The organism is Haliscomenobacter sp. (assembly GCF_033763495.1).
Taxonomy (GTDB): Bacteria; Bacteroidota; Bacteroidia; order Chitinophagales; family Saprospiraceae; genus Haliscomenobacter.
Genome location: NZ_JANRKL010000148.1, coordinates 104,893 through 119,017 on the forward strand (window position 1 = coordinate 104,893; position 14,125 = coordinate 119,017).

General features: G+C 49.9%; 7 protein-coding genes. 1 reads left to right on the plus strand and 6 read right to left on the minus strand.

Annotated features, from left to right (window positions below; translation table 11 throughout):
• Positions 1 to 614: 614 nt before the first annotated feature.
• The 4 genes from SFV55_RS15345 to SFV55_RS15360 all read right to left on the minus strand — a co-directional run bounded on the left by SFV55_RS15345 (position 615) and on the right by SFV55_RS15360 (position 10,113).
• Positions 615 to 5,030, minus strand: a complete 4,416-nt coding sequence (locus SFV55_RS15345; protein ID WP_320030401.1) for a DEAD/DEAH box helicase — start codon at positions 5,028 to 5,030, stop codon at positions 615 to 617.
• Between the two features lie 7 nt (positions 5,031 to 5,037).
• Positions 5,038 to 8,214, minus strand: coding sequence for a VPS10 domain-containing protein (locus SFV55_RS15350; protein ID WP_320030402.1), 3,177 nt, complete (start codon positions 8,212 to 8,214; stop codon positions 5,038 to 5,040).
• Between the two features lie 131 nt (positions 8,215 to 8,345).
• Positions 8,346 to 8,846 carry a DUF1761 domain-containing protein gene (locus SFV55_RS15355; RefSeq protein ID WP_320030403.1) on the minus strand — a complete coding sequence of 167 codons (501 nt, stop codon included), beginning with the start codon at positions 8,844 to 8,846 and terminating at the stop codon, positions 8,346 to 8,348.
• Positions 8,847 to 8,937: 91 nt separating this feature from the next.
• Positions 8,938 to 10,113 (minus strand): DUF819 domain-containing protein, encoded by a 1,176-nt coding sequence (locus tag SFV55_RS15360; RefSeq protein ID WP_320030404.1) that lies wholly within the window; start codon positions 10,111 to 10,113, stop codon positions 8,938 to 8,940.
• Between the two features lie 116 nt (positions 10,114 to 10,229).
• Between SFV55_RS15360 and SFV55_RS15365 the strand changes: the two genes are divergently transcribed.
• Positions 10,230 to 11,414 carry a DUF5009 domain-containing protein gene (locus SFV55_RS15365; protein ID WP_320030405.1) on the plus strand — a complete coding sequence of 395 codons (1,185 nt, stop codon included), beginning with the start codon at positions 10,230 to 10,232 and terminating at the stop codon, positions 11,412 to 11,414.
• 23 nt (positions 11,415 to 11,437) lie between these two features.
• Here SFV55_RS15365 and SFV55_RS15370 read toward each other — a convergent pair whose 3' ends face one another.
• Together SFV55_RS15370 and SFV55_RS15375 are read right to left on the minus strand one after the other, a co-directional pair.
• A complete protein-coding gene (locus SFV55_RS15370; RefSeq protein WP_320030406.1) occupies positions 11,438 to 12,655 on the minus strand; it encodes an MFS transporter in 1,218 nt (405 codons plus the stop codon).
• A gap of 348 nt (positions 12,656 to 13,003) precedes the next feature.
• Positions 13,004 to 14,125, minus strand: a complete 1,122-nt coding sequence (locus tag SFV55_RS15375; RefSeq protein ID WP_320030407.1) for a TlpA disulfide reductase family protein — start codon at positions 14,123 to 14,125, stop codon at positions 13,004 to 13,006.

Genomic DNA, 14,125 nt, shown 5'->3' on the forward strand with positions numbered 1-14,125 from the left:
TGCCGGAGATGATGAAACCTGCCACCCTATCGGAAGAATCGGCAAGAAGCACGATAGGGGCTACCCGGGGTAAGATAGTGTTGCGTGTGAGTTGAAGGAGCCGCATGAACGTGGGAGACCCTAACGATGGCCGTCCAACCAGTCGAGGGAGTCGGAGATGCCCATAGTAGTGAAGATTCCTGAAAAGGTAAAAGCAGGAGGAGCGAAGGGGCATTACTATGAACAACGCTTAGATCAAGAGTCCAACCGGTCCTGATTGAGAATTAAGTATCATCAAAGACGAAGCATTTTAGGTGCACAGAGGTAGACAAATGGATAAGCTATATTGACAAGCCAAGCAGCAGAAACCCCAAAGCTGCCAACTCTGTGGACGAGAGACTCTGGATACAGTATGGAGGGGAAAAAGCTGTGAAAGCTGGAAATGAAATTCATAGGGAAGCCGTATGCGGGAAAACCGCACGTACGGTTTGACGAGGGGGAGAAGCGGCACCGCCGCTTCTCTCTACTCTACTGCCTTGGTGGCTGAAAAACTTTGCCGCAGGCAAAGCAAAATCCGCGTCAATCCGCCCAATCCGCGTCCGTCATCCGCGTTGCTATTAATGCCGCTCTTGTCTTTACCTCTCCTTCAACAAATTCAACAAATCATCCGCCGACAATCGCGCACTCACATCCGAGCCACTCAGCAACGAATCCGCCAAATCCCGCTTGGTGCCGTGCAGCTTCAGGATTTTTTCCTCAATCGTATCCTCCGCAACGAGGCGATACACCGTAACCGGTTTCTCCTGACCGATGCGGTGGGCCCGGTCGGTTGCCTGGTCTTCCACGGCGGGGTTCCACCAGGGGTCCATGTGGATCACATAATCGGCGGCGGTCAGGTTGAGGCCCACGCCACCCGCTTTGAGACTGATCAGGAAGAGGTCGCCCTCACCCGCCTGGAAGGCTTCGATGCGTTTTTGGCGCAAGGGTAGGGGAGTCTGTCCGTCCAGGTATTGGTAAGCGATGCCTTTGCTTTTGATGTAATTTTCTAGGATGTGCAAGTGGTCTACAAATTGGCTGAAGACCAGGGCCTTGTGATTGTTTTCCAGTAACTCTTCTACAATTTCCCCAAACAGCCGCAACTTCGCACTTTGGTCTTTTACAAACTGTTTGTCCACCATGCCCGGGTGGCAAGCTGCTCGGCGCAGGCGCATGATTTCGGCCAGAATGCGCAGGTGTTTTTGTCCACCCTGCATCCCTTCGATGGACTGTTCAAGTTCTTCCAGAGCTTTGCGGCGCAAGGCTTCATAAAAGGCCCTTTCTTCCCCGCTCAATTCTACCGTCAGGGTGATTTCGGTTTTTTCTGGCAATTCTTTCAGTACCTCATCCTTGCGGCGGCGCAGGATGAAGGGTTGGATCAAACGCCGCAACTGGTCCCTGCGGATATTGTCGCCCAGGCGTTCGATAGGGACCGCAAAACGGTCGTTGAAGCTGTCCATCGAACCCAGCAGGCCGGGATTGATAAACTGGAAGAGGTTCCACAATTCACCCAGGTGATTTTCCAGGGGGGTGCCCGTGGTGATGAGTTTAAAATTACCTTGCAAACGCATGGCCGTTTCCGAACGTTTGGTGCTGCGGTTTTTGATGGCTTGTGCCTCGTCCAAAATAATGGTTGAGAACTGTTTCTGGGTGAAACTTTCCGCCTCCCGGGTCATCAAATCATAGGTAGTAATGAGGATTTGCCCTGCTTTGGCTTTTTCAATTTCAGCGTCGCGATCCCCTTCACCAAACAGAATAGGCGTAAGGGTAGGCGTGAATTTGCCAATTTCGGCCACCCAGTTGCGGCAGACCGATGCAGGTGCAACCACCAGGGCAGGGCCTTGTTCCGCACGCAATTGCAATAGCGCCAGGGCTTGGACGGTTTTTCCCAGACCCATATCGTCGGCCAAACAAGCACCAACTCCCCAATCAGAAAGGCGACACAACCACTCAAAGCCCTCCACTTGATACTCGCGCAAAGTGGCTTTAAAACTTTGGGGCACCGAGTAGTTCCGGGAAAAGGAGTCCTTCATCCGTTGAATCGACTCTTTGAAGCGTTTGTCTGCTTCTACCTGATCCAACAAGGAGGCAAATCCTTCTAAAGCCGGAGCCGCCAGGGGGTGCAACTGAAAACTGCCATCCTTGTTTGGCGACATCAGGGCATTGATTTCCTGTAAACGCCGGCGGAATTCTTCGGTCAAGGCTAAGAACTGCCCCGGACCGATTTCGACAAAACCATTGCGTTTTTGTTGCGACAATTCGATCAATTGGCGCATGTTCAGCACCATGTTTTCATCTACCCGCAATTCGCCATTGACATTGAACCAGTCCTGCCCCGAACTGATCTTCATGCTGAATTGCCCCATACCAGCTACTCGGGTGATGCGGAATTTTTCCCCTTTGGGCCATTCCAAAATGATGTCCTGGTTTTCTATAAAAGGCTGCAATTGAAGCAAGAGCTCCAGGCAGAGATCGGCGTCTTCCAGCTCCCAGATGTTGTTGTGAGGAATATTGTCGCGCAGAACACTCACGGATTCCAGTAGGTGCCCTTGTTTGAACAGCTCAATCTCCAGGTCTCGCTCAGTGCGTAGCCATTCTTCGCCAACTTTGGCAGCCAGATTGACTTCTCCTTCCCCCGCCCGCAAATAGGGCGGGTTTTCGGAAAAAGGTTTGACGTACAATTCAACGTGGAAGCCATCCCCAACCGGCAACAAGTGTACACAGGGGCGGGCATCCGAGATTACTTCTCGCGCCTCCTCGTTGAGCCCAACTACGGTTGATTCCACATCCACCAAGGCCATCAGGCCGGCCAATGCATCCTTGAGTCGACTTTGGGCGTGGACGGGCACAAAGAGTTTTTGTTTTTGAAGCGCTTTGGCCACTTTATAATGCTCCTCGGTATATTCGATCAGTTTGTAGCGGGTAGGCGATTCCTTGATGATTTCGTAACCCACTTCGTCTATTTCATGGGAAAAAGACAACTCATAACCACCTTCTACTTCACGGGTTTTGAGCACAGGTTTTTCGGCCAGCAATTGCACAGCAATTTCGGGAGACTTCATCAAAAACAGGAGCGGATGCCCCACCAGGCTAGGGAATACAGCCTCGGTATTGAGTTCGTATTGGTCAAAACCGACTCTGGTTACTGCTCGTTTAACCGCAGTCATGTCCTGTTCGGTCATCCCTTTCGCTTCGCGGTTCATCAGGCGATTGAGCGAGATGTTGCGACCTGAAGTCCAGCCTTTTTTGCCAAAGGTTTGTTCCTTGGCTACTGCGTCATACCTTTCAAAATCAACCAGCCAAATGACCCGGGTAGCCCCTTCAACGGCGGAAGGTTTGATTTTACCCGTGAGGTTAAACAAGGCATTGAGGGCGCTTTCCCAGATTTCTACTTTGGGGAAAATCTGGATCATCGGGCTCCAATCGTCTTTTTGGTCTTCCAAAGACTGCATACTGGTTTCCCAGCGGGTGTTTTGGGGGTTCAAATGGTGCAAGGTAGCCCAAAGTTGCCAGGCCATCCAGCGGTAACCCTTGTATTCCAGGTCTTGGGCCAGGCTGACCAACTCTTGTTCATCCAATGCACTATCATCCACCCACGCTACCGACAAGGCCTGGAAAAACAGGGCGATATTGTGGTTGGGGGGGAAACCCAGGGTTTGTTTGGCTTGCTCTAAAGCGCCCGTAAATGAACCCAAAACCGCCTCCAGGTACATGTAGACAGCGGTGTAATACCCTTCCTGTTTGATTTGTCGGCGCAGTTCGTCCAGCAAGGCGTTTGACGCCCCCATGTCCAGGTCTTTGCAACGGGCCAACAAATGGAAAATGCCATTGAGTGCAGGCAGCAGGGACTTGTTGTTGCGGTTTTGTTTGCGGTAGGCTTTTTGGGATAAATCAAAACCCAGTGCGGCTTCGGCGTACTTGCCTTTGACAAAGTGGTGTTGAGCCGCAAAGCCGTATTGGCCAAACTCGTCAAGCGTTGAGGATAATTTCCCCACAGTATCCCAATCACCTTGAAAGACTGCAATTTGACACATCAGGCGCAAAACACTATTGCGTTGATCTGGGTTACTCGGCAGGTTTGTTGGATCCAGTAAATAGTCAAAATACCCATCACGTGGCTCCAAATAAAGCAACACATGGGTTAAGTGGGTAATCAACAATTGATGGCGAATGCCTGAGGGCGCTTTTTCCAATTTGTTTTTGTCAAAAACGCGAGGTAAAAAGATCCGCCAAATGGGCTCACCCGTTTTTGGAGAATGGGTTTCGGCAATCTGGATTTCTTTGGTAAAAGTAGCCAGATCGTTTTGGTAGTAGGCAAGTCGGGCATTTCGGAAAGCCCGTTTGGCCTTGTCTGGGGAATTGGTCAACCACCATTCGGAATCAGAAAACCGTTTGACCGAGGGTATGGCTTTCACAAAATCGGGCTCGGTCAAAAATTCCTGATCAAGCAGGTAATCCGCAAATTCAGGATCAATCACATACCGATCGGCCTTTTCGCGGGTTAAAAACCCACTTTGTACCAGGCGATTCAAATTGTTGCGCAGGATTGCCTGGCTGAAACTTACCTTAAACCGTGCGTCGGTAATGATGTAGCTGAACTTGTTGATGTTCATCCCTTCATAAGCGATGGCCAGGATGCGCAAAACCAATTTGTCATCAGCGGAAAGGGCCCTATATTCACGGTACAATTGCTCCGCTGTTTTGCGGGTAGCCAAAGTTTGCGCGATGACGGGGTCTTTTTCCAATTTTTCCCGCAATTCCATAAACACGGCCACCCGGTGTTTACAAATCGGTCCAGCATAATACGGACAAGAACATTCATGCTCTTCAACCTTGCCGTCTTCCAGCAAGATGTCAACCCGGTATTTGTCATTGTCCCCACGTACCAAGGCCTGCCATTGATTGGGGCCTGCGGGAGCCAGTTCCTGCACCGCGTCTTCCAAAAACAGGAGTTTACCCCGTTCCAAAATGGTGGGGTGGATGTATCGTTCCAAGTCTTTAAGTGGAAAAGACATACGTTATTTACCTTTCTTTGGTCATGATCAATTGAATGCTCTGCTGCTGCAACAAGCGGTTGAAGGCCGCAACCTCGTTGGTTCTGATCGCATTCAATTGGTTTTGCAATGGGGCAAAAGCTTTTTTCAGGTCCTCCAATCTTTCATAACAACCAGCGTTGGGACGATCATCCTGGTTGTTTACAATTGAGTATAAATAGGCCATTTGGTCATCGATTTGGGAGGGGTAATTGATGGGGTCTTGCCCTACCTCACTTTTGGTTTGGATCAATTTTTCCTCCAGTTCCGTTAAGGATTTGACCAAAGGGTCGCCAGCTGTTTTGATGGCTTTGGCCACATTGGGTTTGTATTTGTTGCTGCGCTCCAGCACGTCCTTGATCTGGGTCCGCCAGGAACGCAAATCGGCGATGGCCGCATGGCAGGTGTTGAACAAATCTTTTACCTGCATGGCCAGTTCGTATTGGGCTTGCAGATCGGCATCACTTTGGGTCCAGCGAGGGTCCTTTTTGATTTCAAGGGTTTGTTCCTGACGTACTCCTTTGTATTCCAGTACAATTTTGTGTGGGCCGGGCATGGCTTTTACCGGGCTCATATCGGCCAATGAAAATTGCGCACCAGGCAAGGCTTCGGGGCCTTCATAGGTCAAATCCCAATCCAGTCGATTGAGGCCATCCCGCCAGGCCAACAGCTCTTCTTTGTCGCCAGGGCTGGAAGCATACACTTTTCTGGTTTTTCCTTGTGGGTCTATGATTGAAAGGCGCAACACCGCGGTATCGCCTGCCTTTTTTTCCTTAGCAAAATAATACAGAATGGCGCCATTGGGGCTGGGGTCGGGAGCCGCTGCGCCGCGGAATCCACTGAACTGGTTACGGTAAGCTACCCGTGGCTTGAACAAAGTGACTTCCGCTTCAACGTTTTGTGGAATGCTGTGCAAGGGAGTCAGGTCGTCCATGATCCAGAAGCCCCGACCATGGGTTGCCAACACCAAATCATCATTCTTTAAAGCCATGTCTGCAATGGAAACCGGGGGCAAATTGAATTGGAAGCTTTGCCAGTTTTTTCCTTCATCAAAAGAAACGTACATGCCGTATTCGGCTCCTGCATACAACAACCCCTTGCGTTTCGGGTCTTCGCGCACCACTTTGACGTAGTGGTCTGCCGGAATGCCATTCTTACCATCGGTCAACAAAGTCCAGTTTTGACCATAATTGTTGGTCAAAAAGATATATGGTTTGAAGTCGTTTTCCCGGTATTTGTGCACGGCGATCAATGCGCGCCCAGGGGCATGGCTGGATAATTCAATCATGTTTACGGTGCCTTCCAGCGGAATGTTGTTGGGAGTGATTTCTTTCCAGCTTTTGCCATTGTCACGGGAGAGGTGGACCCGCCCGTCGTCGCTACCCGCCCAGAGTTCACCTGCGGTTTGAGCAGATTCTTCAAAAGCAAAAATGGTGGTGTACAACTCAACCCCAGTGTGGTCGTGTTGGATCGGGCCGCCAGGGATATCCTGAAATTTATCCTTATCGGTGGTCAAATCGGGGCTGATGACCTCCCAGCTTCGGCCCCCATCCGGCGAACGATGTACGTATTGGGAGCAATGGTAAATGACATCGGGGTTGTGCGGGGAAACCCGAATCGGTGCATTCCATTGAAAGCGATAACGGATATCGCGGGGGGCAGTGCCGTCGTGCATTTGAGGGTAGGCCACTACATCGCGGCGATGGCCCCGACTCAGGTCTGTTTTGGTGATTTGACCAATGTAATTCCCCGCATAGACGATATTGGGGTTGCGTGGGTCAACGGCAATATGGCCACTTTCTCCACCCCCGACTTCGTGCCAAAGTTCCTGCGGAGTCAAGGCATTGTCGAAACGGCTGGGTATGGAGATGGTAGAATTGTCTTGTTGTGCGCTGTACAAACGGTAGGGAAACTGATTGTCGAGTGTAAGGCGGTAAAACTCCGTGGTGGGCTGATTGAGTTGGCTGCTCCAGGTGCGGCCAGCATTGAGGGTTACGCAGGCCCCGCCATCATTCCCCTGGATCATCAGGTTGGGGTTGTCGGGGTTGATCCAGAGTACGTGGGTATCGCCATGAGGTACTGGGATGCGGGTGAAACTTTTGCCCCCATCGATGGACTTCATGAAACTGACGTTGAGGTTGTATACCGTGTTTTCGTCCTTGGGATCGGCATAGATACGGGAGTAGTACCAGGCCCGTTGGCGAATGCTATGATCGCGACAAACTCTGGTGAAACTTTTTCCGCCATCTTCCGAGCGGTACAAACCACCTTTGGTTTCTTCCTGGGCTTCTATTTGGACCCAAACGCGGGAAGGTTTTACGGGCGAAACGGCAATACCAACCCGGCCGACCAGTCCAGTAGGTAAACCTCCACCTAGTTTTTCCCAGGTATCGCCACCATCGAGACTTTTCCAGACTCCTCCTTCGGCACTGCCGTCGATGAAGGTCCAGGACTTGCGTTCGGCGGTCCAAAAACCGGCGTAGAGGATACGCGGGTTGCTGGGATCGGCTACCAACTCGATGGCTCCGGTTTTGTCGCTGACATAGAGGACCTTTTCCCAGGTCTTGCCAGCATCTTTGCTGCGGAAAATGCCACGTTGCTCGCTTGGGCCAAACACATTGCCCAATACGGCTACGAAAAGTTGATCCGGATTTTGGGGGTGTACCACAATTTTGCTGATCTGCCCGGCTTTTTCCAAACCAATTGGCTTCCAGTGTGCTCCTGCATCAGTACTCCTGTACAGGCCATCTCCTGGGATGACATTGCCACGAGGGTCTGCCGAACCCATGCCAACGTACACGACATTGGGATCAGAAGGGGCTACTGCAATGGCGCCTACTGAAGCGGTTTTGATGTCCTGATCAGAGATGTTGTTCCAGGTTAAGCCCGCATCACTTGTTTTCCAAACGCCGCCGCCAGTAGCCCCCATGTAAAAGGTATTGGGCTCTTGCTGAACCCCTTCTACTGCTGTTGAACGTCCCCCGCGACTTGGCCCTACAAAGCGGTACTTCAGTGCTTTGAGTTGCTTGGTTGTCAAGGGTGTAGGGATCGGTGCGGAGACAGTCTGAACCGGAGGCGTGATCTGAGGCGCTTTTTTGTTTTTTTGGGCAAAAGACGTCAACGCAATGACACTCAGGAAGATGCAAAGGAGCGGCTTGGAATTCATGGTCTTCGGTAAAGGTTAAGCCGCGAAGATAGTGGGAAAAGCTGGGTTTTTTCAGGAATAGTTTAGTTTTTTATACGTGTAAAAAAATAGGAACCCATCAAACATGGGTTCCTACCTTTTAGGGATAAAAGCTATCCAAACGCACAAATAATCCCGCCCATCAGCATCAAATTCAAAATCCAGTATCCGGCATTTACAGCTACGTATTTGAACCCTTTCATTTCGAACATCGCATTGATAGCAATGAGTGGTAGTGCAATGAATACACCTGCAATGGTTCCATGCAAGGCACCATGTTTAAAGGTACGGTAATTGCCGCTGTATTTGCCCATGAACTCCTCAATGTAATTCATTACATCCGAATTTTCCTGTCCAAAACCTGGTGTGTCCAACAAAATCGAATAAAGGTGGGTTTGGTGAATAACAATGGAGAACAAGATCATCGACAACATCAGGCTGAACAGATAAGTTAGCCCAAAGACGACAAGCATGTTCATTTTTTTGCCCTGCTCCGGGGTTACTCCAGCTGCTTTCATCCAGATATTGCCAAAAACTTTGGGGTTGTACCAGACAAAACCAGTCAACAATGGAATCAATCCGGTAAGAAAGACGAGAGGATAATTTAAAGCCATTTTATTGTTTTTAGAGTTAAATAAGGCGTTTATGCTCAAAAATAAATAAAAAGTTGAAAAATTCTATCAACAAGACAATTTTTTATATAGTTTACCCCCAGGTTCGCAAATACTCGGCAATTAAAATCCCAAAGTAAGTCCCAACAGCATTCCCCAAGGCCCCAACCAGGATGGCGGGCAAGTGCAAATCAGCTCGGTTGAGCCCTTTGGATAAAGCCAAAGCCGATGCTGAGCCCCCAACATTGGCTTGTGAAGCAATGGACAGAAGATCCCAATCCTGCTTCAGCAATCCACCAATACCAAAAAGTACAGTGCCGTGGATGAGCACCAGCACTGTCACCAACATCAGCATAGAAATGGCCAGTTGTCCATCCCGCAGCAAGGCGGCCAAATCACAATTGGCGCCAATGACGGCCAAAAACAGGTAAATGCAAAACATTCCGATCAAGCGTAAGCCCCGCAAACGTTGAACGATGGGAAACTGAGCCATAATCAGGGCCAGGGTGGTCAAAAAAATGATCATCGGGATACTCGGGAATAAACCGGCGAACCATTGAGCAATGTACAAGGCCAGTGCCCCTACACCCAGCAGGATGCTCAATTCCAGTGGATTGAGTTGTTCCTGATCGTTGACGTGGGCGTGGGCTTCATCCGTCAGGCGTTGTTGCTCCTCGGCCTCAAGCGGACCTTTTTGTTGGCGGGGAAAATAGCGCTGCAACAGGGGGGGCAACAAAAGGGTCACTACCATCCACAGGGCGGTGATGATGTTGTCGGCCGCTGTTGCCGCAGCGTAAAGATTCCCTTCCTTGTTGACATTGTAGTGGAGTGCCAGTGCGTTAAAATTGCTGCTGCCACCGATGTAGGTTCCGGTGAACATGCCACCCAGGGCAAAAAAAGAATCGCCCAGGGTTTCTGGCCCCTTGATCAGATACATACCCGCCAACACGCCCAGCATGGTTCCCACCGAGCCCAAGAGAAAAAACAAAATCATAGGCGCGCCTGCTCTTTTCAGGCCGCGCAAATTGACGGTGAGCAGCAGGTAAAAAATGGACAAAGGAGCCAGGTAAGTGAAAATTCCATCGTACAAAGGTGTGGGGGTACTGGCCGAAGGAATGATGCCCAAATTGGCCGTGATGGCGGTGGTGATGATCACCAGTAACGCACTGCCAAAGGCTCGGAAATAGGGCAGTTTGCACAGTTGCTCGCAAAGGATGATGTTGAGCATTAACACGGCGAAAATGGCTAGTGGGTCTTGAAAGAAGGGCATGGAGGATGATTTTTTGCTTCATACTTAGTGCCGACCAAGATAGCTTATTTGGATTGGAAGTACGAATTGGTAAGGAAAAAAGCTATTTTTGGTATTAAGAAAAAACACCTACATCTATGCCTAACATCCCTCTGCCTACCCGCCTCGCCTCTGTCGACATCTACCGAGGGTTTGTCATGTTTCTGATGATGGCCGAAGTATGGGAATTTGGCCACGTTGCCAAAGCTTTTCCCGATAGCGGCTTTTGGGCCTTTTTACATTTTCACCAAAGCCATGTACCCTGGGTAGGCTGTTCTTTGCACGATTTGATCCAGCCATCCTTTTCATTTTTGGTGGGCGTGGCCCTGCCTTATTCCCTAGCCAGTCGGCAGGCCAGTGGGCAAAACAACTGGCAGGTATGGGGGCATACTTTTCGCCGGGCACTGATTTTGATTTTACTGGGCATTTTCTTGCGTTCGATGTACGCCAAACAAACGAACTTCACCTTTGAAGATACGCTCACCCAGATTGGCCTGGGTTATGTATTCCTTTTTGCCTTGGGCTGGGTAAAAGAGCGCTGGCAGTGGATTGCCTTTGCGGGCATTTTGCTGGCCTATTGGGCTTTGTTTGCACTTTATTCCTTGCCTGGTCCCGATTTCAACTGGGCCGAGGCGGGCGTAGCCGCAGATTGGCCCCATCATGCGCAAGGTTTCGCGGCACATTGGAACAAAAATACCAATGCCGCCTGGGCTTTTGACCGCTGGTTTTTAAATCTTTTTCCGCGAGAAAATGTATTCCGATTCAATGGGGGCGGTTACGCGACTTTGAGTTTTATCCCTACCCTGGGCACCATGATTTTGGGCCTGATAGCCGGGCAATGGCTCAGAACTGCCGAATCTACCCGCTTGCTGCTGCGTAAGTTGTTGTTGTTTGGGGTGGCATTTCTGGCTACTGGATTTCTGCTGAGTATTCTGGGCATTTGCCCCAATGTGAAACGGATTTGGACGCCGAGTTGGACTTTGTTCAGTGGTGGTTGGTGTTTTCTCTTGTTGGCTGGCTTTTATTACGTAGCTGATTTGAAGCATCAAGGCTCCTGGTTTTATGTTTTTAAAGTATTGGGCATGAATTCCATTGCAGCTTACCTGCTAGCGCATACCGTAATCGGGTTCATCGATTCCTCTTTCCGCATCAATGTGCATCCTCAGTACGATATGATTTTTGGAGAAGGGTACCGGACTTTGGTGAGTGGTACGGTGTTGCTCACGATGCAGTTTTTGGTGCTGAATTGGATGTACCGGAAGCGGATTTTTGTGAAGATATAGCTTTGATTGTTTGTCCAGTAAGTTTATTCAGCCTTAGTGTTTTTTTGCAACACAAGCATCAAGCCAATTGCGACGATCATCAGTCCCAAACCCACCAACAATGAAAATTGATAAGACCCCGTTTTGTCAAACCCAACACCAAACAACATCGGCCCGAACGCCGCACCAATGGTATATGCTGAAAAAACAAAACCATACACTGTGCCCATCGAGCGCATGCCAAAAAAACGACTAACCATGTACGGCATGATGTCGGATTCGGCACCCATGGCCAGGCCGATCATCACGGTTGCCAAATAGACGGTGAATCCGGTGGGGTACAACCAAAGCAGTAGAATTCCGACAGCTGCTCCGCCAAAAATTCCTGCAGCTACCAGTGGTGCAGAAAAACGATCGGCCAAAAAACCGTTGGCAATGCGCCCCACCAGTGAAGCGCCTCCAAACAGGGAAATGGCCAAGGCTGCGATTTGAGGGCTCAGCCCTCTGTCGGTCAACATCGCCGAAAGGTGGGTCATGATCCCGGTACAACTAACCGCAACACACAAAATGGACAAACTGAGGAGCCAAAAAGACCGTGTTGCTGCAGCTGCCCCAATGCTCATGGCACTACTTTCGGTCGCCGAAATTTCAAGCTGGCCCTGTGGTTGCATACCCATGTCTGCGGGACTGTTTTTTAGAAGAAAATGGACCAGAGGCAGGGCAACCAGTACACAAGCCAGGCTCAAAAGGATGTAGACCTGCCTCCAATCGGCGGATTGAATCAGAAATTGGGCTAGAATTGGAATCAATAAAGCGCCTAGGCCCACTCCCGCATTGCCTAGTCCGATGGCCAAAGCCCGGTTTTGATTGAACCAGTTGGCCACTATTCGGGAGTAAGCCAAAGGAGAATTGCCCGATCCAATGAAGCCGCCTAAAAAATAACAGATGTAGAGGGAAATGATTGGGGCTTGCACCCGCGAGAGTGCAAACAAACAAATAGCCATGCCGATTAAGGCAAAGGAAATGACTTTTTTTCCACCCAATTTATCGATCAAACGCCCCGAAATGGGCGAACCCAGGGCGACACCAACACTCACCAAAGAAACTGCCAATGAAATGGATCCCCGATCGGTTTTAAAAGCTTCTGCCAATGGTTTGACAAACACGCCAAAGCAATAAACCAGCAGCGAGCCTACGCTCAAAAACTGCCCAATCAGCGCAATGAGGACGATGCGCCAGCCGTAAAAAAATCCTGATTTCATAACGATCAATGTAGGTGTGCAGGTGAAGGTAGATTTTTTTCTAAAGAGAACAAAATATATCTGGTTGCCTGACAATAAAAAAGGCAGCTCTGGTGCTCGCCAGACCAAACATGAATCAGCCCTGAAGGGGCGATATCCCTCCAAGAATGGGTAACGCCCATTCTATGTGACGAGTAATCCATTAAACGAATAAGCCCTGAAGGGGCGACATCACTTGGCATGGTTATGTCGCCCCTTCAGGGCTTGTCGTGTGAACACAGGCAGGCTGCTTGGCCGAAAGGGCTGCACCCTTTCTTGATGGGCTGTCGCCCTTTCAGGGCTAATTAGCTGACTGCGTAACGTGCGTTATTACAAATGCTTCAGCAACTCTGCTTCGATATTCGCAGCACCACGTACTTCGGTGGCTACGATCAAACCTTCTTTGTTGATCATGAAAGCCCTCGGAATACCTTGCACACCGTACATGGCAGCTGGAGCAGCACCCCAATGCTTGAGGTCACTGACATGGTATGGCCAAGTCAGGTTATCCGCTTTAATGGCTTGGATCCAGGCTTCTTTGCCTCGTTGTCTTGCTTCGCTGATTTGAGCAGGTGTAGCACCCTGAGCCCGGCGATCGTCAAAACCATCCAGCGACACACTAAAGATGGTAAATCCCTTGTCTTTGTACTTGTTGTAAACTGCTACAACGTTTGGATTCTCGCCCCGGCAGGGTCCACACCAACTGGCCCAAAAGTCGAGCAAAACTACTTTTCCCTTCAGATCTGACAATTTAAGTCTTTTGCCACTGGGATCTGGCAAGTCGATATCTGGGGCAGGTTTGCCGATTTGTACGACCTGATTGCTTTGTTCCGCCTGGTATTGTGCTTCGATGACAGTAAGGTATTCGTTGTAAGCCGCTGCAACATCTGAATTGGGATCGGTTTGTTGCAATTTTTCTATAGCGCGTCTTTGGGTGCCGAGGTAAGGCCCAGCATTGCCCAGCGACAAATATGCTAAGAACGCGCCAACCAATGGGCTTTTGGTCGTATCCACAAAAGTACCTACATCGTTGGCCGACATGCTGCGCTCCATGATGCGTTTGGCACAATCGGCCAGCATTTTGCTTTCTTTGGAACCATCAATTTCTACAGCGTAGTCCTGAAACGTATTCAAATCCCCATTTACAGTCACTACCTTCTCGGCACCAGTCATGATCAGGTTGATGCGTTTGGCGCCTACCCGCAGGTTGTAAATCCCAGGTTTGAGGCCTTCGGGAAAATTGATGGAGTATTTTCCACTACCATTGATGTCGGCTTTGGACAGAACGGTGCTCGCTCGGCCAATAGCTACCTCATCAACGAAGACTTGTAAATTTTCTGCACCCTTGATGGTGCCTTCGATGGTGGTGCCTTTAGGTGTGCAACTCCAGAAACCCAGAGACAACAACGCAAGTGCCAGGACTTGAATGAAGCGGTTCATGCGATTGATCAT